Here is a 20,355-nt window from a genome sequence, read left to right on the forward strand (position 1 = left end):
CGGCCGTCACGTCTTCAAATCCGCTCGGCCAAGGAAAGTTCGGGGGAACAATGGTTTACAGTCCCGTCTTGGCATTGGTGTTCGGCTATCTTCTCGGCTCGATCCCGTTTGGCCTGCTGATCACCCGTGCCGCCGGCCTCGGCGACGTGCGCAACATCGGCTCCGGCAACATCGGCGCCACCAATGTGCTGCGCACCGGCAACAAGGGCTTGGCCGCGGCCACGCTGCTGCTCGATGCGCTGAAGGGCACCGCGGCGGTGTTGATCGCAGGCCGCTTTGCGCCCGAGCTCGGACTTTGGGCCGGCTTCGGCGCGTTTTTAGGCCATCTCTTTCCGGTCTGGCTCGGCTTCAAGGGCGGCAAGGGTGTCGCCACGTACCTTGGCGTGCTGATCGCCCTTGCCTGGCAGGTGGCGCTGATCTTCGCCGTCGTCTGGCTGGCGGTGGCCTTCCTGTTCCGCTTCTCCTCGCTTGCGGCACTGACGGCAGCGGTCGTCGTGCCCGTGGCCCTGTATCTCCTGAGCACGCCGCAGATTGCCGGGCTTTTCGCGGCGATGAGCCTCATCGTCATCGTAAAGCACCGCGCCAACATTGCGCGGCTGCTTGCCGGCACCGAGGGTAAGATCGGGGCCAAGGAGTGAGCGAGCCCAATTCCGGGCCGCGCCTCAGCGACCGGCAGCGGCTGAGTTGGCTTCGTCTGATCCGTACGCCGAATGTCGGCCCGGCTTCCTTTCGCGACCTGATCAACCGGTTCGGTTCGGCCGAAGCAGCGTTATCGATGCTGCCGGAGCTGATGATTTCGGGTGGCGCCAAAAAAATCGCCCGCATTCCGTCCATTGCCGAGGCCGAGGCGGAGCTGGAGGCAGCCAGGCGTGCGGGCGCCCGCTTTGTCGGCATCGGCGAGGCGGACTATCCGCCGCTGATGAAGAGCATGGATCATCCGCCGCCGCTGCTCGCGGTCAGGGGCAACAGTGCGGTGTTCCGCTTGCCAGCGGTCGCCATCGTCGGCGCTCGCAACGCATCGCTGGCCGGCATCAAGATGGCGCGGATGCTGGCGGCGGATCTCGGCCGCGACGGCTATGGCATTGTCTCCGGCCTGGCGCGCGGCGTTGATACGGCCGCGCACCAGGGCAGCCTTTCGACCGGGACGATCGGCGTGCTCGCCGGCGGCCTCGATTTGCCCTACCCGCCCGAAAATGCCGGCCTGTGCGACGAGATCGCCGAGCGTGGCGGCGCCATCATTTCCGAAATGCCGTTTGGCTGGCAGCCGCGCGCACAGGATTTTCCCCGCCGCAACCGGCTCGTCGCCGGTGCTGCATTGGGATTGGTGGTGGTCGAGGCGGCGCAGCGCTCCGGCTCGCTGATCAGCGCCCGCCTCGCCGGCGAGATGGGCCGGCTGGTTTTCGCCGTTCCCGGTTCGCCGCTCGATCCGCGCGCCGCCGGCACCAATGGCCTGCTCAAGGACGGCGCCACCCTTGTCACCGAGGCCGCCGATATCACCAGCGCGATCGCGCCGCTGGTCGGCGCCTGGACGCCAAGGACATCGCCGCTCGAAGAGCCGCCCGACTTTTCGGCAACGCCGCCGCCGCGCGAGGACGACCGCGACCGCGTCGTCGAGGCGCTCGGCCCGACGCCGGTAGCAGTCGACGAGATCATCCGCCACACCGGCCTGCATCCCGCTCAAGTGTTCATGGTGCTGTTGGAGCTCGACCTCGCCGGACGGCTCGAACGCCATGCCGGCGGCAACGTCTCACTGATCTGACCGAGAGCTTGCGCATGTCCCGGCAAGCAATTCCGACGTGACCCCGATGGCCGATCCGAGCAATAAACCAAAGCAGACGCTGTTCACTCGTACGACGGCCCTCGTCTGGTCAGTGCTGAGCGTCATGCTGGCGCTGCAATGGTCCGCCGATCTCGGCATGCTGGGTTTTCCTGACGGCTACATAACGCCCTTCGCAAGAGCGACCAGCACGCTTCTGGGCATTCTGACGGCAGCCTGCATGGCCCAGGGTCTCTACTTTTTCCTGGCCGGCATGTTCGACAGCAAGGTAAGCGCCGTCGGTCTTTGCCTGCAAATCCTTGCCGCAGCGGTTCTCACCGTGGTGCCAGTGCTTATCGTGAAGGATTGTCCGCATTCACAACTGTGCAGCAGAGCCTATGAGGCGCTCACCGGCACGATGATGGACGATGGCGCGGGTGGCTAAGGCCACCGCATGCGTTCGGCACGAGGTTGTCACCCATGTCTTAGGTGCAAACTGTTACCCATGTTTCCGGCCGTACAATTTTATTGATGGTGAGCGCGATGGGATTCGAACCCATGACCTACTGATTAAAAGTCAGTTGCTCTACCGGCTGAGCTACGCGCTCCCGCGGGCTCAGAAAGGCCGCCCTCGAAATTGCGCGGAACATAGGGAGAGTGCCTCTGCCGGTCAACCGGAAAAAGACGGCTCCCAAACCGGACTTTCCTGCCGTGTCATGCATGCCGTGCGGTGCGCTTCGGCGTTGACGGAACTGCCTCCCTCTCGCGCAAGGCCGAAGCTCGCGCTTTGCGGGACAAGCACAAGCAGCGAATCGGGAGAACCTTTGCAGATCAGCAACTTGGGATTTTTAGCGGAACAATTTGCGCAGCCTGCCCGTTTTTCCGCGACAAGGGACACGCGTTTCAAGGAGAAGATCATGAATAGGATCATGTCGGGCCTGCTGGCTACCACCCTTTCGATCTCATTCGCTGCCGCGGAGATCGTGCCAGTCAACGCTCAGCCCAGCTATGCGCCCCCTGCCCAGCGGCTCACCTCGAATGTCCAGACCGTCCAGTACGAGCCGTGGCGGAGGCACCGGAGTTTCAACCGCGATTTCTCGCGGCGCAGTTTTGCGCGTGAGGACGGCATGTATTGGCGTGGCCATCGCGGCTATCGCGAATATCGTCGCGGCTATCGCCGTCACGGTGACTACTGGTTCCCGCTGGCCGCCTTCGCCACAGGAGCGCTGATTACGGGCGCCATCGTCAACAGCCAGAATCGTGTCTATCGTGGCGATGCCCACGTGCAGTGGTGCTATGACCGTTATCGGAGCTATCGCGCTTCTGACAACACTTACCAGCCCAACTACGGTCCGCGCCGGCAGTGCCGGTCGCCTTACTGAGTCCTAGCTTAGAGGCTGCAAGCCCGTGCCCGAAACGGCACGGGTTATTGCTGGGCGAGGAAGCACTGATATTTCCGCCATAGTCACTGCGTCTCGAACGTTCGGCAGGCAGACATCAAGATCAGTTTGCCCGGCTGATGCTCTTGATGGTCGGATAGAGGCTTGCCCCTTCGCCACGAGGAGAACGATAGACCCCACGGGCGTTGCAAATTCGAGCCATTACGGCCGCCAGTTCCCACCCAAGCACGGTCAGGTCATTATCATCTGTCACAAAAAGCTGAGTCAGTTCATCAATGCCGTTCTTCTCCCCGAAGGATCGAACTCGCTGGGCATCGGTAACTACGTCGCCAGGCAGGTTGAATTTCCCCAGGCCCAAAGCCAATTGCCACCTTTGCCGCTTGTGGAGCCTGCAACCTGGATTTCGGCGACGACCTTGACGACACCTTGATCTGAGAAAAGAAGCTTTCCAGTCTTTAGGGCGTAATCATAACGAGGCCAACTGCCGACGCCGAAATCATCTTGCAAGCCTCTATTCTTAGCGCTCAGTTGCTCGATGGCTTCTTGGCGCCAAGCAGGATACCAATCTGGGTGTTTCATGGACCCTCACCCTGCCTGACCCGCTCTCGGAGTCGCCCCACACATCCGAGCAACCACCAGCCCCGCCTGATTAAACAAGGTTGGGAATTCGGCGGCCACTTGCTTATTGCATGCTTAGCGTCCTGCGCACAGCGTGGCGCCAACCTGCCAGCTTGGCGGCACGTGTCGAAGCATCCATGTCTGGGTTGAAGCGGCGCTCGAGCGCCCAACTCCTAGCGAATTCCCGGGCCCTCGGCCAGACACCGGCCTTCGAGCCGGCCAGCCATGCCGCACCAAGCGCGGTCGTCTCGAGAATTGTCGGCCGGTCGACCGGCGCATCGAGAATGTCGGCCAGCCGCTGCATAGTCCAGTCCGACGCCACCATGCCGCCATCGACCCTGAGCACAGTCTTGGCCGAGGCGCCCTTCCAGTCCTTGCGCATGGCGTCAAGCAGATCGCGCGTTTGGAACGCTACGGATTCCAGTGCCGCGCGGGCAAATTCCGCCGGCCCCGAATTGCGGGTCAGCCCGAAGATGGCACCGCGCGCCTCGGCATCCCAGTGCGGTGCGCCGAGCCCGACGAAAGCCGGCACCAGATAGACGTTCTGCGTCGGATCGGCTTCCGCCGCCAATTTGCCGCTCTGCTCGGCCTTGCCGATCACCTTGATGCCGTCGCGCAGCCATTGCACGGCGGCGCCGGCGATAAAGATCGAGCCCTCCAGCGCATAGGTGGTCTTGCCGTTCAGCCTATAGGCGATGGTGGTCAAAAGCCGGTTCTTCGAACGCACCAGATCGCTGCCGGTGTTGAGCAGCGCGAAGCAACCGGTGCCGTAGGTCGATTTCATCATGCCCGGCTCGAAACAGGCCTGGCCGATCGCCGCCGCATGCTGGTCGCCGGCCACACCGAGAATTCTGATCTCTGCGCCAAACAGGCTTTTGTCGGTGATTCCAAAATCATCGGCACAATCTTTCACCTGCGGCAGCATTCTTGCAGGTATGCCGAGAATGGCCAGCAGCTCGTCGTCCCAGGCGTTTTGTTCGATGTTGTAGACCAGTGTGCGCGAGGCATTGGTGGCGTCAGTGGCGTGGACCTTGCCGCCAGTCAGGCGCCAAATCAGAAAACTGTCGATGGTGCCGGCCAGCAGTTCGCCTTTCTCGGCGCGTTTTCTGGCGCCCTTCACTTTGTCCAGCATCCAGGCGATCTTGGTGCCGGAGAAATAGGGATCGAGCAGCAGGCCGGTCTTATTCGTGAATTTCTTCTCCAGCCCTAGCTTCTTCAGTTTCTGGCATAGCGGCGCGGTACGACGATCCTGCCAGACAATCGCATTGTGGATCGGCTTGCCGGTCTCCTTGTCCCAGATGACGACCGTTTCGCGCTGGTTGGTGATGCCGATCGCGGCGACTTCCGCTGCGTTGCGGCCGGCTGTCTTCAGCGCGGCCTTCACCGTTTCCACGACGCTTGCCCATATCTCCTCGGGATCGTGCTCGACCCAGCCGGAGGCCGGATAATATTGGGTGAATTCCTTTTGCCCGCTGCCGACGACCTTCATCTTGTCGTCGAACAGGATCGCCCGGCTCGATGTCGTTCCCTGGTCGATTGCAAGGATGTATCCGGTCATTCTCTCTCCCGTCGAAGCGAATTCAAAGGTGCTACGGTGTCTCGACGCCAGATGGCGCCGAGCCGTTCACGCAAACAGGGGAGACGGCAACATGCCGCCTCCCCTGAGCATGGCGATGCGGGCGCGGACGCCCGCATCAAACGGTCCTATTGCTGCCAGCTCTTCACCAGCTCGTCGTAGTTGATGGTGACCGGCTTTTCCTTCTCGTTCTCGATCTTGAGCTGAGGAGCGAGATTGCCCTTCTTGACCGCGTCCGCATTCCAGTAGGCGAGGTCATGCTCTTCGGCCATCTTCGGGCCAATATCGCCCTGGACGCCCGACTTTTCGATGCGGCTCATCACCTTTTCCTGCTCGGCGCAGAGCGAGTCCATCGCTTCCTGCGCGCTCTTGGCGCCCGACGAAGCATCGCCGATCGCCTGCCACCAGAGCTGTGCCAGCTTCGGATAGTCCGGCACGTTGGTGCCGGTCGGCGACCACTGGACGCGCGCCGGCGAGCGGTAGAATTCGATCAAGCCGCCGAGCTTTGGCGCACGTTCGGTGAAGCTCTTGTCGTGGATCGTGCTCTCGCGGATGAAGGTCAGGCCGACATGGCTCTTCTTCACGTCGACCGTCTTCGAGGTGACGAACTGCGCGTAGAGCCAGGCGGCCTTGGCGCGGTCGGTCGGCGTCGACTTCATCAGCGTCCAGGAACCGACGTCCTGATAGCCGAGCTTCATGCCGTCCTTCCAGTAGACGCCATGCGGCGACGGCGCCATGCGCCACTTCGGCGTGCCGTCGTCGTTCAGCACGGCCTTGGCGCTGGCGTCGACCATGCTGGCGGTGAAGGCGGTGTACCAGAAGATCTGCTGGGCAACCGCGCCCTGCGCCGGAACTGGCCCCGATTCGGAGAAGGTCATGCCTTGGGCTTCCGCCGGTGCATAGGCCTTCAGCCAATCGAGATACTTCTGGATGGAGTAGACGGAAGCCGGACCATTGGTGTCGCCGCCGCGCGCCGTGCAGGAACCGACCGGACGCGAATTCTCGTCGACCTTGATGCCCCATTCGTCGACGGGCAGACCGTTCGGAATGCCCTTGTCGCCATTGCCGGCCATCGACAGCCAGGCGTCGGTGAACCGCCAGCCGAGCGACGGGTCCTTCTTGCCATAGTCCATATGGCCGTAGACCTTCTTGCCGTCGATCTCACGCCCGGTGAAGAACGCTGCAATGTCCTCATAGGCCGACCAATTCACCGGCACGCCGAGGTCGTAGCCGTATTTGGCCTTGAAGTCCGCCTTGTTCTTCTCGTCGTTGAACCAGTCGTAACGGAACCAGTAGAGGTTCGCGAACTGCTGGTCGGGAAGCTGGTAGAGTTTCTTGTCGGGCGCGGTGGTGAACGAGGTGCCGATGAAATCCTTCAGGTCGAGATTCGGGTTGGTGACATCCTTGCCGTCGCCTGCCATCCAGTCGGTCAGGTTGCGCACCTGCTGGTAGCGCCAGTGCGTGCCGATCAGATCGGAATCGTTGACCCAGCCGTCATAGAGGTTCTGGCCGGTCTGCATCTGGGTCTGGATCTTCTCGACAACGTCGCCTTCCTGGGTGACGTCGTGCGTAACCTTGATGCCGGTGATGGCTGTAAAGGCCGGCGCCAGCACCTGCGATTCATACTGATGGGTGGCGATGGTTTCGGAAACCACCTTGATATCCATGCCGGCGAAAGGTTTCGCGGCATCGATGAACCATTGCATTTCGGCTTCCTGGCCGGCGCGGTCGAGCGTCGAGAGGTCGCCGATTTCCTTGTCCAGGAAGGCCTTGGCCTCGTCCATTCCGGCATAGGCGTTGCTTGCCCCGAGCAACAGGACAAGCGCAGTTGTTGATGTCAAGAATTGCCGTCGCATGTATTTCCTCCACTGTTAAAGTTCAAAGTGCGATCTGGATCGGCGGCCGGCACGCCGCCGTTCCAACAGTTTCCCCCTCTATACGTAGCGGAACACGCCAACGGCGTAGACCACGGAGAGAGCGAGAGCCCACCACAGATTGGGTCCGACTAGACCCAGCCAAGCGAGATGGATAAAGGCACTGCCAAGCAGCGACAGGAACAAGCGGTCGCCGCGCGTCGTTTCGAAGCGCAGCACGCCGACGCGCGGATTGCCGCCCGGCGAGACGTATTCCCACACCGCCATGCCGCAAAGCAGCAGAAAGATGGTTCCAAAGAAGGCCGCGGTCGGCCACGTCCAGGCCATCCACGAAAAATCGAGGTTGGACGAGAGGTTAAATCCCCACAGGCGGATATTTGCCGGATCGCTGAAACCTACGGTTATTGCCACGAAATCGATTTGAAGTGCCACCCAGGCCACAACGATCAGGGCGAGAAACAGCACGGCCCACCACCATGGGCTTCTGTCGACCTGCTCCATCATACCCTCCCCAGGGCAAAGCCCTTGGCGATGTAGTTGCGCACAAACCAGATGACGAGCGCGCCCGGGATCAGCGTCAGCACGCCGGCTGCGGCGAGCAGCCCCCAATCCATGCCGGCGGCCGAAACGGTGCGGGTCATGGTCGCGGCGATCGGCTTGGCGTCCGTGGTCGTCAGCGTGCGGGCGATCAGCAGCTCGACCCACGAGAACATGAAGCAGAAGAAGCACGCCACGCCGATGCCGCTCGCAATCAGCGGCATGAAGATCTTTATGAAGAAGCGCGGGAACGAATAGCCGTCGATATAGGCGGTCTCATCGATCTCCTTCGGCACGCCCGACATGAAGCCTTCGAGGATCCACACCGCCAGCGGCACGTTGAACAGGCAATGCGCCAGAGCCACTGCGATATGGGTGTCGATAAGGCCGAAGGCCGAATAAAGCTGGAAGAATGGCAGCGCGAACACCGCCGGCGGCGCCATGCGGTTGGTCAGCAGCCAGAAGAACAGATGTTTGTCGCCGAGGAAGCGATAGCGCGAAAAGGCGTAGGCAGCAGGCAGTGCTGCGGCCACCGAAATCACCATGTTCATAACCACATAGGTGATCGAGTTGATGTAGCCCGAATACCAGGACGCGTCGGTGAAGATGGTGCGGTAATTCGCTAATGTCGGTGCGTGCGGGTAGAGCGTCAGCGACGAGACGATCTCGCCATTGGTCTTGAAGCTCATATTGATGAGCCAGTAGATCGGCAAAAGCAGAACGATGATGTAGAGCGTCGGCACGATCCACCACCAACGCGACTCCTCGCCGCGACGGCGCATGAGCCGTGCGATCTCGTCCTGCCGCAGCGTGCTGGCCAATCCTTGCGAAGCTGTCGTCTCGCTCACTCTGTCGGCTCTTTCGTCAGCGCGGCTCATCTCAGCGCTCCGCGTCGTAATTGGTCATCACGGTGTAGAACACCCATGACAACAACAGGACGATAAGGAAGTAGACCAGCGACATCGCCGCCGCCGGGCCGAGGTCGAACTGGCCGAGCGCCGTCTTGACGAGATCGATCGAAAGAAAGGTCGTCGAGTTGCCGGGTCCGCCGCCGGTCACCACGAACGGTTCCGTGTAGATCATGAAGCTATCCATAAAGCGCAGCAGCACGGCAATCAGCAGCACGCGGTTCATCTTCGGCAACTGGATGTAACGGAACACCGCCCAGCGCGAGGCACCGTCGATCTTGGCCGCCTGATAAAAGGCATCCGGGATCGAGACCAGGCCGGCATAGCAGAGCAGAACGACGAGGCTGGTCCAATGCCAGACGTCCATGATGATGACCGTGACCCAGGCGTCATAAGGGTCTTGCACATAATTATAGTCGATGCCGAGCGCGTTGACGTAATAGCCGAGCAGGCCAATGTCGTTGCGCCCGAACACCTGCCAGATGGTGCCGACGACGTTCCATGGGATCAGCAGCGGCAACGCCATCAAAACAAGGCAAACCGGCACGCCCCAACCCTTCTTCGGCATATTGAGCGCAATGAAGATGCCGAGCGGCACTTCGATCGCCAGGATGATGAAGGAGAAGACAAGGTTGCGGATCATCGCCTGCCAGAAGCGGCTGGAGGAAAGCAGTTCCTCGAACCACTCGGTGCCGGCCCAGAAGAAGACGTTGTTGCCGAAAGTGTCCTGCACCGAATAATTGACAACCGTCATCAGCGGTATGACCGCCGAGAACGCCACCAGCAGCAGCACCGGCAGCACCAGGAACCAGGCTCTGTTGTTCCAGGTCTTTTCCACTTCAGGCTCCCATCTCGACGCGCCAGGAATCGGCATAGATGTTGATGCCGGCAGGGTCGAACCGCACCTTCGGATCAGCCGGAACCGTCTCGTCCTCGCCGATGACGGCGGCGATCTCGCGCCCTTCGAGATTGGCACGGACCACCTTGTGGCGGCCGACGTCCTCGACCTTGCTGATCCGGACGGCCATGCCCTGGCTGCCCAGGCGCACATATTCGGGACGGATGCCGAGCTCGATGGCGCCGCCGCCCGCCTTGGGCACGCCCGGCAGTTCGATCTGCTGCGAGCCCAGCTTCGCGGTCTTGCCGTCGATCGCCACCGTCATGACATTCATGCCGGGCGAGCCGATGAAATAGCCGACAAAGGTGTGGCGCGGGCGCTCGAACAGCTCCGCCGGTGTGCCGATCTGCACGATTTCGCCGTCATACATGACGACCACCCTGTCGGCGAAGGTCAACGCCTCGGTCTGGTCGTGCGTGACATAAACCATGGTGTAGCCGAAGCGGCGGTGAAGCTGCTTCAACTGCGAGCGCAGCACCCATTTCATATGCGGGTCGATGACGGTCAAAGGCTCGTCGAACAGGATGGCATTGACGTCGGAGCGCACCAGCCCGCGCCCGAGCGAGATCTTCTGCTTCTGGTCGGCGGTCAGTCCGCGCGCCTTTCGTTTGGCCATATCGGCCAGCCCGGTCATCTCCAGCGTCTCGCGCACCTTGCGGTCGACGTCGGCCTCCGGCACGCCGCGATTGCGCAGCGGGAACGCCAGATTGTCGTAGACGGTCATCGTGTCGTAGATCACCGGGAACTGGAAGACCTGGGCAATGTTGCGCTCTTGGGTCGACAGATTTGTCACGTCCCTTCCGTTGAACAGCAACTGGCCGTGCGAGGGATGCAGCAATCCCGAAATGATGTTGAGCAGCGTAGTCTTGCCGCAGCCGGACGGGCCGAGCAGCGCATAGGCGCCGCCATCCTCGAACGTGTGGTGCACTTCCTTCAGCGCGAAATCGGCATCCGTGCGCGGGTTCTGCAGATAGGAGTGGCGGATATGATTGACGTCGATGCGCGCCATCGCTTCCTCCTAAACCGCCAGCTTCGGCGCGGCCACGGCGCGGCCGTGCTCGTCGAAGACCATGATGTGGCGCGGGTCGATGAACACCTCGACTTCCTCATCCGGCTCGAAGTCGCGAATGCCGTGGGTCAGCATGACCCAGCGCGCATCGGCGAAATCGAGATGGATGAAGCTTTCCGATCCCGTGATCTCGGTGATCGTCACCTTTGCGCGCACCGGCACTGCGGCGGCGTTGGGCCGATCGAGGGAAAGATGATGGGGCTGGAAGCCGATCGTATAGATCGCATCGGCAATGCCGAAGAGCTCGGCCGGCACCGGCAATTTCACGCCGCCCTCGAGCAGGAAATCCAGGCCCTTCTTGGCAAGCACGATGGTGTTGAGCGGCGGATCGGCGAAGGTTCTCGCCGTCACCAGATCGACCGGCTTGCGGAACACTTCGATGGTCGGCCCGAACTGGGTGATGCTGCCTTCGGAAAGCGTCGCCGTGTTGCCGCCGAGCAGCAAGGCCTCGTGCGGCTCGGTCGTGGCATAAACGAAGATTGTGCCGGCGGCCGCGAAGACCTTCGGCAGTTCCGCGCGTAATTCTTCGCGCAGCTTGTAGTCTAGGTTGGCGAGCGGCTCGTCGAGCAGCACGAGGCTGGCATTCTTGACGATGGCGCGGGCCAGCGCGGTGCGCTGCTGCTGGCCGCCCGACAGACTGAGAGGCGTGCGGTCGAGATAGGGCGTGAGTTTGAGAAGGGCGGCGGCATTGCGCACCTCCCTGTCGATCGTTGCCTCATCCGTGCCGGCCACCCGCAGCGGTGAGGCGATGTTTTCGTAGACCGTCATCGCCGGATAATTGATGAATTGCTGGTAGACCATGGCGACGTTGCGCTTTTGCACCGGCATGCCGGTGACATCCTTGCCATCGAACCAGACCGAGCCGGAGGTCGGCACGTCGAGGCCCGCCATCAGCCGCATCAGGCTGGTCTTGCCGGAGAGCGTCGGCCCGAGCAGGACGTTGAGCGAGCCGTGCTGAAGCGTCAGCGAGACGTCGCGGATATGTTCCGCCGCACCCACCGTCTTCGTCACGTTTCTCAGTTCAAGCATGATGCCTCCTCCCAGGCTTTCTGCATCAGTCGGCCGTCCCTATTCGGCAGCCGCTACGTGCTGCCGGCTTATTCCGCGCATGAACTCGTCGAGCACTGCCGCCTGCTCACGGCTGAGACGCAGGCCGCGCTTGGTCCGGCGCCACAATACATCCTCGGCAGTCATCGCCCATTCGTTTTCGACGAGGTAGCGCACCTCGGCCTCGTAGAGATCGGCGCCGAAGTTGCGGCCAAGATCGGCGTTCGACTTGGCGAGGCCCAGCAGCTTCCTTGCGCGGGTGCCATAGAGCCGGGTCAACCGGCGGGCCAGCCGCGCGTCGAGGAACGGGTACGCCGTTTTCAGTTTCGCTACCTCGCCATCGAAGCCGGTGACGGGAAAGTCACCGCCGGGCAGCGGCGTGTTTGCTGTCCATGGCTTGCCTCGCTTGCCGAGAAAACCCTCGATCTTCTCGAGCATTGATTCCGACAATCGGCGGTAGGTGGTGATCTTGCCGCCAAAGGCGTTGACGATCGGGGCGGCACCCTCGCCTCCATCGGCCTTCAGCACATAGTCGCGCGTGGCTTCCTGCGCCTTTGAGGCGCCATCATCGTAGAGCGGGCGCACCGCGGAATAGGTCCAGACGATATCCGACGGCTTGACCGGCTGCGCGAAATATTCGCTTGCCGCAGCGCAGAGATAGTCGATCTCGGCATCACTGATCCTGACGTCGTGCGGATCGCCGGGATAGTCCCGGTCGGTGGTGCCGATGAGCGTGAACTCGTCTTCGTAGGGGATGGCGAAAATGATGCGCCCGTCCTTGTTCTGAAAGAAATAGGCGCGTGGGTCGTCGAATTTCTTGCCAACGACGATGTGGCTGCCTTGCACGAGGCGGACATTGTGCACGTCGTTCAGGCCGACGGTGGCCGAAAGAACCTGGTCGACCCACGGGCCCGCGGCATTGACCAGCAACCGCGCCTTGACCTCCTCGGTATCGCCGGTCCGCACGTTTTCAAGCCTGACCGTCCAGAGATCGCCTTCACGTCGGGCGCTGACGACCCTTGTTCGGGTTCGAATGGTTGCGCCGCGCTCGGCAGCGTCACGGGCGTTCAACACAACCAGCCGGGCATCGTTGACCCAACCGTCGGAATATTCGAACGCCTTTCGAAACAACGGCTTCAGCGGCTTGCCGGCCGGATCCTTGGCCATGTCCAGCGTTTTCGTCGGCGGCAGCAATTTGCGCCCGCCAATATGGTCGTAGAGGAAAAGCCCGAGCCGGATAAGCCAGGCCGGACGCAGCCCCTTGGCGTATGGCAGCACGAAGCGCATCGGCCAGATGATATGCGGCGCGTTCCTCCACAGGACCTCGCGTTCCATCAGCGCTTCGCGCACTAGGCGGAATTCGTAGAATTCGAGATAGCGCAAGCCGCCATGGATCAGTTTGGTCGAACCCGAAGAAGTTCCGCTGGCCAGATCGTTCATCTCGGCAAGAAAGACCGAAAAGCCACGTCCAACGGCATCGCGGGCGATGCCGCAGCCATTGATGCCGCCACCGATGACGAAAATGTCATGGATCGGTGATGCGCGCAAAGAAATCCTCCCTCGATTTCGCATTGCAGCATTTTTGAGTTTTGCGAAACCGTGACGGGATTATTTCGAAATGATAACGAATGTCAAACGAAATATGATCGGCGGCAGATGCCGCAGCGGCATCTCTAGGAGAGCGACGTTTCGATCAGCTGAACCTCTGCCTCTTCACAGATCTTGCGCACCGACGGGATGTCGCAACGATCGGTGATGAAGGTGTTGACCTGCGACAGATGGCCGATGCGGACGGGCGCGGTGCGCTCGAATTTGGTCTGGTCCGACACCAGGATCACATGCCGGGCGTTGGCGATGATCGCCTGAGCCACCTTCACCTCACGAAAATCGAAGTCGAGCAGTGCGCCGTCATGGTCGATGGCCGAGGCGCCGATCACCGCAAAATCGACCTTGAACTGCCTGATGAAATCGACCGCTGCCTCGCCGACCACGCCGCCGTCGGAACCGCGCACGACACCGCCGGCGATCACCACCTCGATCGAAGGATATATGCGCATCCTATTGGCAACATTGATGTTATTGGTGATGACCATCAGGCCGCTGTGATCGAGCAGCGACTTGCTGACAGCTTCCGTCGTGGTCCCGATATTGATGAACAGAGATGCGTTGTCGGGGATCAGCCGGGCTGCTGCGCGGCCGATCGCCTCCTTCTCCTCGGCGGCGATCTTGCGCCGAGCCTCATATTCCATGTTCTCGATGCCGGACGGGAACAATGCCCCGCCATGAATGCGGGACAAAAGTCGCTGGTCGCAGAGATCGTTGAGATCCTTGCGGATCGTCTGCGGCGTCACGTTGAAATGCGTCGCCAACTCCTCGACCAGTACGCGGCCATGATCTTTGGCCATCTGGATGATTTCGGAATGACGCGGCGACAGATACATCTAGCAACCTCTCATTTTCGTTTTTCTCGTCTATAGCTGAAAACGAAAGCCATGAACAGGTATGAGCCGGCTAATGAAAATCGGGCGACTGCAGAGAGAAAAGCTCCGGCGCAATCTCGACGAGGCTATCAACTTAGGCCCCGCGCGATGTCAGTGATGACCTCGAAAGCAGTATCGACGTCCGCCGCAGTCGTTTCGAACTGCCCGACCTGAAAGCGGATCGCCACCTGCCCGTCCACCCGGGTCTGCGTCAGGTAAATGCGGCCGTCATTGTTGATCGCGTTGACCAGCCGCAAATTGTGCTCGTCAAGGTCGATTCCCGCAGCCGCGAGATGGCGGAATGAGAACAGCGACAGCATCGGTTCCGTGACGATTTCGAAATCCGGTTCCCGAGCCAGCCAGGCGGCGAGGCCCTCGCTCCAGGCGACATGGTTGCGGATCATGGTCCGCAGATTTTCCAAGCCATGCGCACGCAGCAGGAACCAAAGTTTCAGCGCGCGGAACCTTCGGCCGAGCGGCACCGACCATTCGGAGTAGTTGATGACCCCGTCGCGGCCATGTGTCTTGAGGAATTCGGGCTTGATCGCCAGCGTGCGCACGAGGTCTTCCGGCTGGCGGATGAATTGCATCGAGCAATCGAACTGTGCGCCCAGCCATTTGTGCGGATTGAAGACGATCGAATCCGCATGTTCGGCGCCGGCCCAGAAATGCCGGAACTCGGGGCAGATCATGGCGGAGCCGGCCCATGCGGCATCGACATGCAGGTAGAGCCCGTGCCGCTTCGCCACCGCGGCAACAGCCGCGACATCGTCGGTGCCGCCGGTACTGGTGCCGCCGACGCTGGCGATAATGCCGGCCGGCAGCATGCCGTTTTCGCGGTCGGCGACGATCGCCGCTTCCAGAGCCGCCGTCTGCATAGCGCGGAAGCGTCCCGCGACCGGAATGCGCACGAGGTTCGCCTCCCCGATGCCCGACACCCAGATCGCCCGGTCGATGGAAGTATGGACTTGGTCGGAAGAATAGACCCGCACGACCGGCTGGCCTTGCAGGCCGCTCTTGTTGCCTTGCCAGTCGAGCGCGCGCTCGCGCATGGTCAGCACGGCGGCAAGCGTCGCTGATGAAGCCGAATCCTGCATGACGCCGGAGAATCCCGCCGGCAGACCAAGCGCCTGCCGCATCCAGTCGACGACCCGCATCTCGAGCTCGGTCGCTGCCGGCGAGGTCTGCCAGAGCATGCATTGCGCGGCCATCGCGGAAACCAGATACTCGGCCACGACGGAGGCCGGTGCCGCGTTAGCCGGGAAATAGGCAAAGAAACGCGGATGCTGCCAGTGCGTCATGCCCGGCAGGATCTTTTGTTCGAAATCAGCGAAGATTGCCTGCATCGTTTCGCCGTCTTCCGGCGGCGCGGCGTCGATGCTTTTGAAGATTTCGCCCGGCTCGACAAGCGGCCGCACCGGTCTTTCGCGAAGGCTGTTTCTGTAGTCGGCGCCCCATTCAGCCGCTCGCAGCGACCATTCGCGGAATTCGTTGCTATTCATCTTCGCCTCCGTAGCGCCCCATCGAGCCGCGATCAAAGAGCACGAAAGACGAAGGTTTTCATTCAGGAAAATCAGGCAAGCTGGCAAAGGCGGTCTTCAGCGCGTTCGACCAGCTATCCGAGATCGTGCGATAATATTGATCGTCCTGATTTATTCGCTTTTTGAGGCCGACCTTGAAAGTGTCCTTTTCATAGAACAGCAGGTCGAGCGGCAGGCCGACCGACAGGTTCGACTTCAGCGTCGAGTCGAACGACACCAGCAGCAACTTCACCGTCTCGGCGAAACTCATCGTCCTTTCATAAGCGCGGATGATGATCGGCTTGCCGTATTTGGTCTCACCGATCTGGAAGAACGGCGTGTCGTCGGTCGATTCGATGAAATTGCCCTCCGGATAGATCATGAACAGGCGCGGGGCGCTGCCCTTGATCTGACCGCCGAGGATGAAGGAGGCGTTGAAGTAGGAATCCGCCTTTTCGCCCGCCGGCGACGAACTGGCGATGACCTCCTTGACGGTGTCTCCGACCAACCGGACTGTCTGGTACATGGAGGGCGTTTCGAGCAGCGTGGCACGGCGCTCCGCCACTGCCTTGGTGCGTTCGTCGAGCAGGCTGACTACGGCCTGCGTCGTCGCCAGATTGCCGGCCGACATCAAAACGATGACGCGCTCGCCCGGCTCTTCCCAGACATGCATCTTCCTGAAGGTCGAGATCGAATCCATACCGGCATTGGTGCGCGTGTCCGACATGAACACGAGCCCGTGATTGATTTTCAGGCCGACGCAATAGGTCATCGAATCTCTTTGGCAACAATCTTGCCGGGGATTACTGCTCCACGGTGACGGTGACCGCAAGCTGTTCTTCCGCCTGTCCCAGCCGAATTCCCGATACCGGGGTTGCGTCGCGATAATCGCGGCCAGTCGCTACCTTTACATAGCGTTCGTCGGGAGAAATGCCGTTGGCGACATCGAAGGCGACCCAGCCGAGGCCCGAGACATGCGCCTCGGCCCAGGCGTGGCTTGCTGCCTGCTCGATCGCTGTATCCATCATCAGATAGCCGCTGACGTAGCGCGCCGGGAAATCCATGGCGCGCGCCGCGGCAACGAAGATGTGGCTGTGGTCCTGGCAAACGCCGGTCTTGAGCGCCAGGGCCTCTTCGGCCGGCGTCGTCGCGTTGGTGGTGTCTGGCGTATAAGCGACACGCTCGCCGATCACCGCCATCAACCGGTGCAGCCTTTCGATGTCGGTACCCTTGCCGACCGAGGCAGCAAGTTCGCGAATGCCGCTGCCGATCGTCGTCAGCGGCGTTTCATGGCCGAACAGCCAGAGCGGCGCGAAACCTTGGTGCGGCCCGCAGACGCCGGCGGTGTCGCGCGTCACCACTTCGCCGGCTGCTTCGACGGTGATGAAGTCGCGCTCGCCCTCGACGCTCAACAGCCTGGTATCATTGCCGAAATGGTCGGTGAAGCGCACTTCCTCGCGTGCGCCTTCGATCTTCAGCGCCCAGGACAGTACCGTCTGGGTGCGCCCGTTCACCGGGAGCAGCCGCAAACGCTGCAACAGATAATGCACCGGCGCATCGTAGCGGTATTCGGTCCGGTGGGTGATCTTCAGCCGCATCGCACTCGTCCCTGGAGCATGAGCTTTTCCGAAAACCGGTCTCCGCTTTTTGGGGTCATGCTCAATAGAACCTGTAATCCTGCGCGATCTCGTCGCCGAGCCTGGTGTTGTCGCGGATGAAATTGGCCAGGAATTCATGCAGGCCGGCGTCGAAAATATCCTTGATCGAGCCGGCCGTCAGCATGGCCTGGGTCTTGGCAGCCGTCGCATGACAGGCGTGGCGCTCCCCATAGTCGTCACCCAGGAATTTGAGATGCTCCGTCAGGAAGCGGTAGCAAAAGGTCAGCGAGCGCGGCATGCGGACGTTGAGGATCAGATAATCGGCGATGTTGCTCGGCTTGTAGTCGGCGTCATAAACCCAGCGATAGGAACGGTGCGCCGACACCGAGCGCAGGATCGATTCCCACTGGTAGTTGTCGAGCGTCGAGCCGACCCAGGAGATCGACGGCAGCAGCACGTAGTATTTCACATCCAGGATGCGCGCGGTGTTGTCGGCGCGTTCGACATAAGTGCCGAGCTGCGAAAAATCGAAAATCTCGTTGCGCAGCATCGTGCCGTAGAACGAGCCGCGGATCAGCGCCGTCTCGCGTTTGATCGCGTCGAGCGCGTTGGGCAGGTCGCGCTCGTCGATCGGCTTGGCCAGCATCCGCTTCAGCGACATCCAGGCTTCGTTGATGCTTTCCCAGGTTTCACGCGTCAGTGCGGTACGCACCATGCGGGCATTGTTACGGGCCGTTTCGATAGACGACATCGTGCTCGACGGGTTCGACGTATCGCGCAGCAGATAGTCGGCGACATTGGCGGCGGTGTAGTCGGAATATTTCTGCGTGAAGGCGGCGTCCGAACCGGCGCTGAGCAGCACCGAATTCCACTCCTCCGAAGCGTTCTGAGTACGAGTTAGCGCCATGCGCAAGCCGGCGTCCACCAGCCGCGCCATGTTTTCCGCCCGCTCGATATAGCGGTTCATCCAGTAGAGCCCGTTGGCGGTGCGGCCGAGAAGCATGTCAGGCGGTCCTGCGGTGAATAGTGAATGGTGAATAGCGAATGGTGACTGTCCAGATTCCAGGGCACGATGCCGCGTGCTTCACTTCAGGGCATTTCACCAACATCAACGACACATATCCTTATCTATTCACTATTCACTATTCACTATTCACTATTCGCTCTCTAATCATCCAACACCCACGTATCCTTCGTGCCGCCGCCTTGCGAGGAATTGACGACCAGAGAGCCTTCCTTGAGCGCTACTCGGGTCAGCCCGCCGGGCACGATCTGAATACGGTCGGAAACCAGCACATAGGGGCGCAGATCGACATGGCGCGGCGCCAGTCCCTTGTCCGTCAGGATCGGACAGGTCGACAGCGCCAGCGTCGGCTGGGCAATGTAGTTCGACGGTTTTGCTGCGAGCTTTTTGGAAAACTCTTCGCATTCCTTCTTGGTCGCCGCCGGACCGACCAGCATGCCGTAACCGCCGGACCCGTGGACTTCCTTGATCACCAGTTCGTCGATGTGCTCCAGCACATATTTCAGGCTGTCCGGCTCCGAGCAGCGCCAGGTCGGGATGTTGCCAAGCATCGCCTTGCGGCCGGTGTAGAATTCGACGATTTCGGGCATGTACGAATAGATCGCCTTGTCGTCGGCGATGCCGGTTCCCGGCGCATTGGCGATGGTGATATTGCCGGCGCGGTAGACGTCCATAATGCCCGGCACGCCAAGTGCCGAGTCGGGGCGGAAGGTCAGCGGATCGAGGAACGAGTCGTCGACACGCCGGTAGAGCACATCGATCTGCTTGTAGCCCTCGGTAGTGCGCATCGCGACATGACCATCGACGACGCGCAGATCCTGTCCTTCAACAAGCTGCACGCCCATCTGGTCGGCAAGGAAGGCATGTTCGAAATAGGCTGAGTTGAAGCTGCCCGGCGTCAGCACGGCAATGGTCGGCGTGCCCTTGGTGCTTTGCGGCCGCACCGCCGCCAGCGACTGGCGCAAGAGCTGCGGATAATTCTCCACCGGCCGCACCTTGATCTGCTGGAACAACTCGGGAAAGAGCTGCATCATCGTCTCGCGGTTCTCCAGCATGTAGGAGACGCCGGACGGCGTGCGCGCATTGTCCTCCAGCACGTAGAACTCGTTCTCGCTGATGCGTACGATGTCGACGCCGATGATGTGGGTATAGACGCCGGCCGGCGGCCGAACCCCGATCATCTCGGGCAGGAACGCCTCGTTCTTGGCGATCAACTCCTTCGGCACCCGGCCGGCGCGCAAGATCTCCTGGCGATGGTAGATGTCGTCGAGAAAGGCGTTCAGCGCCTGGACGCGCTGCTCGATGCCTTGCGTCAGCCGTCGCCATTCATTGCCCGAAATGATGCGCGGAACGATGTCAAAGGGTATCAGCCGCTCCGATGCTTCCTGCTCGCCGTAGACGGCGAAAGTGATGCCGGTCTTGCGAAAGACGCGTTCGGCGTCCTGCATCTTCTCGGTAAGCCTGGCCGGGTCCTGTTCCTTCAGCCAGCGATCGTAAGCCGAATACGGTTTTCTCAGCCCGGAAACTTCCGGAAGCATTTCGTCGAACGCTGCCAATCGCATACTCCCCTGTGACGCCATTTCACTGGCCTCGCTGGAGAAAATCAAGCGCAATCGGTGATTTGGCGGGCGCCGGCTATCAGTATATCGCTCTTGCCTAAAATTAAGGCAGCACCAATAGGGCCTTGATCAGGCTTTGCCTGGTGTCCGGGCAATGCCGAACGAGGTCAAAAGGCGCGAAAGGTGACGACCGTGAACGTGTCCTTTATGCCCGGGAGAATCTGCACTTTCTCGTTGACGAAATGGCCGATGTCTTCCTCGTCGTCGACATAGAATTTAGCGAGCAGGTCGTAGTTTCCGGCTGTCGAGTAGATTTCCGAAGCGATCTCGGCATCGGCCAAAGCGCTGGCAACGTCATAGGCCTTGCCCAGATCGCACTTTATCTGCACGAAAAATGCCTTCATTGCCTGGTCCTGCCCAAGATCGCACGCTCTAGGTATAATCGAGCGGCCCTTGTGGCAGACTGACGCCCGCCTTTCAAGCATCGGCCA

General features: G+C 61.1%; 19 protein-coding genes, 1 tRNA gene and 1 pseudogene. 4 read left to right on the plus strand and 17 right to left on the minus strand.

Features of this window, described 5'->3' with window-relative positions:
• Positions 1 to 50: 50 nt before the first annotated feature.
• From plsY to NKH70_RS13250, 3 genes are read left to right on the plus strand one after another with little or no spacing between them, the layout of a single operon-like run.
• Complete coding sequence (plsY, locus tag NKH70_RS13240) at positions 51 to 638, plus strand: glycerol-3-phosphate 1-O-acyltransferase PlsY (protein WP_352720188.1); 588 nt, start codon at positions 51 to 53, stop codon at positions 636 to 638.
• Positions 635 to 1,759 carry a DNA-processing protein DprA gene (dprA, locus tag NKH70_RS13245; protein WP_352720186.1) on the plus strand — a complete coding sequence of 375 codons (1,125 nt, stop codon included), beginning with the start codon at positions 635 to 637 and terminating at the stop codon, positions 1,757 to 1,759. The genes plsY and dprA overlap by 4 nt, the downstream gene beginning before the upstream one ends.
• A gap of 46 nt (positions 1,760 to 1,805) precedes the next feature.
• A complete protein-coding gene (locus NKH70_RS13250) occupies positions 1,806 to 2,201 on the plus strand; it encodes a hypothetical protein (protein WP_352720184.1) in 396 nt (131 codons plus the stop codon).
• Positions 2,202 to 2,288: 87 nt separating this feature from the next.
• Here the strand turns inward: NKH70_RS13250 and NKH70_RS13255 are convergent.
• Positions 2,289 to 2,364, minus strand: a tRNA-Lys gene (locus NKH70_RS13255).
• A gap of 309 nt (positions 2,365 to 2,673) precedes the next feature.
• Between NKH70_RS13255 and NKH70_RS13260 the strand changes: the two genes are divergently transcribed.
• Positions 2,674 to 3,138 (plus strand): BA14K family protein, encoded by a 465-nt coding sequence (locus NKH70_RS13260; protein ID WP_353025402.1) that lies wholly within the window; start codon positions 2,674 to 2,676, stop codon positions 3,136 to 3,138.
• A gap of 121 nt (positions 3,139 to 3,259) precedes the next feature.
• Here NKH70_RS13260 and NKH70_RS13265 read toward each other — a convergent pair.
• From NKH70_RS13265 to NKH70_RS13340, 16 genes and pseudogenes are all read right to left on the minus strand, one after another.
• A pseudogene (locus NKH70_RS13265) lies at positions 3,260 to 3,735 on the minus strand (DUF6882 domain-containing protein).
• A 103-nt stretch (positions 3,736 to 3,838) separates the two neighbouring features.
• Positions 3,839 to 5,332, minus strand: coding sequence for a glycerol kinase GlpK (gene glpK, locus NKH70_RS13270; RefSeq protein WP_352720180.1), 1,494 nt, complete (start codon positions 5,330 to 5,332; stop codon positions 3,839 to 3,841).
• A 146-nt stretch (positions 5,333 to 5,478) separates the two neighbouring features.
• The gene (locus NKH70_RS13275) at positions 5,479 to 7,206 is read right to left on the minus strand and encodes an ABC transporter substrate-binding protein (protein WP_352720178.1); all 1,728 of its coding nucleotides are present in this window, start codon (positions 7,204 to 7,206) and stop codon (positions 5,479 to 5,481) included.
• Between the two features lie 78 nt (positions 7,207 to 7,284).
• Positions 7,285 to 7,551: a DUF2160 domain-containing protein gene (locus NKH70_RS13280; protein ID WP_031193610.1), complete on the minus strand. Its 267-nt coding sequence runs from the start codon at positions 7,549 to 7,551 to the stop codon at positions 7,285 to 7,287.
• A gap of 173 nt (positions 7,552 to 7,724) precedes the next feature.
• Positions 7,725 to 8,639: a carbohydrate ABC transporter permease gene (locus tag NKH70_RS13285; protein WP_023717772.1), complete on the minus strand. Its 915-nt coding sequence runs from the start codon at positions 8,637 to 8,639 to the stop codon at positions 7,725 to 7,727.
• Position 8,640: 1 nt separating this feature from the next.
• Positions 8,641 to 9,507 (minus strand): carbohydrate ABC transporter permease, encoded by an 867-nt coding sequence (locus tag NKH70_RS13290; RefSeq protein WP_023674893.1) that lies wholly within the window; start codon positions 9,505 to 9,507, stop codon positions 8,641 to 8,643.
• 1 nt (position 9,508) lies between these two features.
• Positions 9,509 to 10,576: an ABC transporter ATP-binding protein gene (locus NKH70_RS13295; protein WP_352720173.1), complete on the minus strand. Its 1,068-nt coding sequence runs from the start codon at positions 10,574 to 10,576 to the stop codon at positions 9,509 to 9,511.
• Positions 10,577 to 10,585: 9 nt separating this feature from the next.
• Positions 10,586 to 11,665, minus strand: a complete 1,080-nt coding sequence (locus NKH70_RS13300) for an ABC transporter ATP-binding protein (RefSeq protein WP_352977161.1) — start codon at positions 11,663 to 11,665, stop codon at positions 10,586 to 10,588.
• A 39-nt stretch (positions 11,666 to 11,704) separates the two neighbouring features.
• A complete protein-coding gene (glpD, locus tag NKH70_RS13305) occupies positions 11,705 to 13,231 on the minus strand; it encodes a glycerol-3-phosphate dehydrogenase (protein ID WP_352720169.1) in 1,527 nt (508 codons plus the stop codon).
• 125 nt (positions 13,232 to 13,356) lie between these two features.
• Positions 13,357 to 14,124 (minus strand): DeoR/GlpR family DNA-binding transcription regulator, encoded by a 768-nt coding sequence (locus NKH70_RS13310; RefSeq protein WP_352720168.1) that lies wholly within the window; start codon positions 14,122 to 14,124, stop codon positions 13,357 to 13,359.
• A 128-nt stretch (positions 14,125 to 14,252) separates the two neighbouring features.
• On the minus strand, positions 14,253 to 15,665 hold the full coding sequence (locus NKH70_RS13315) for a pyridoxal phosphate-dependent decarboxylase family protein (protein WP_352720166.1): 1,413 nt from the start codon (positions 15,663 to 15,665) through the stop codon (positions 14,253 to 14,255).
• Between the two features lie 58 nt (positions 15,666 to 15,723).
• Complete coding sequence (locus tag NKH70_RS13320) at positions 15,724 to 16,455, minus strand: proteasome-type protease (protein WP_352720164.1); 732 nt, start codon at positions 16,453 to 16,455, stop codon at positions 15,724 to 15,726.
• Positions 16,456 to 16,486: 31 nt separating this feature from the next.
• Entirely contained in the window at positions 16,487 to 17,281 is a 795-nt protein-coding gene (locus tag NKH70_RS13325; protein WP_352466439.1) for a transglutaminase family protein, read from the minus strand.
• Positions 17,282 to 17,342: 61 nt separating this feature from the next.
• Positions 17,343 to 18,284, minus strand: coding sequence for an alpha-E domain-containing protein (locus NKH70_RS13330; RefSeq protein ID WP_352491567.1), 942 nt, complete (start codon positions 18,282 to 18,284; stop codon positions 17,343 to 17,345).
• A 164-nt stretch (positions 18,285 to 18,448) separates the two neighbouring features.
• Positions 18,449 to 19,861, minus strand: a complete 1,413-nt coding sequence (locus tag NKH70_RS13335) for a circularly permuted type 2 ATP-grasp protein (RefSeq protein WP_352720162.1) — start codon at positions 19,859 to 19,861, stop codon at positions 18,449 to 18,451.
• Positions 19,862 to 20,031: 170 nt separating this feature from the next.
• Positions 20,032 to 20,268 carry an Lrp/AsnC ligand binding domain-containing protein gene (locus NKH70_RS13340; RefSeq protein ID WP_023674883.1) on the minus strand — a complete coding sequence of 79 codons (237 nt, stop codon included), beginning with the start codon at positions 20,266 to 20,268 and terminating at the stop codon, positions 20,032 to 20,034.
• Positions 20,269 to 20,355 lie beyond the last annotated feature (87 nt).

Source organism: Mesorhizobium sp. M0991 (assembly GCF_040318915.1).
GTDB lineage: Bacteria > Pseudomonadota > Alphaproteobacteria > Rhizobiales > Rhizobiaceae > Mesorhizobium.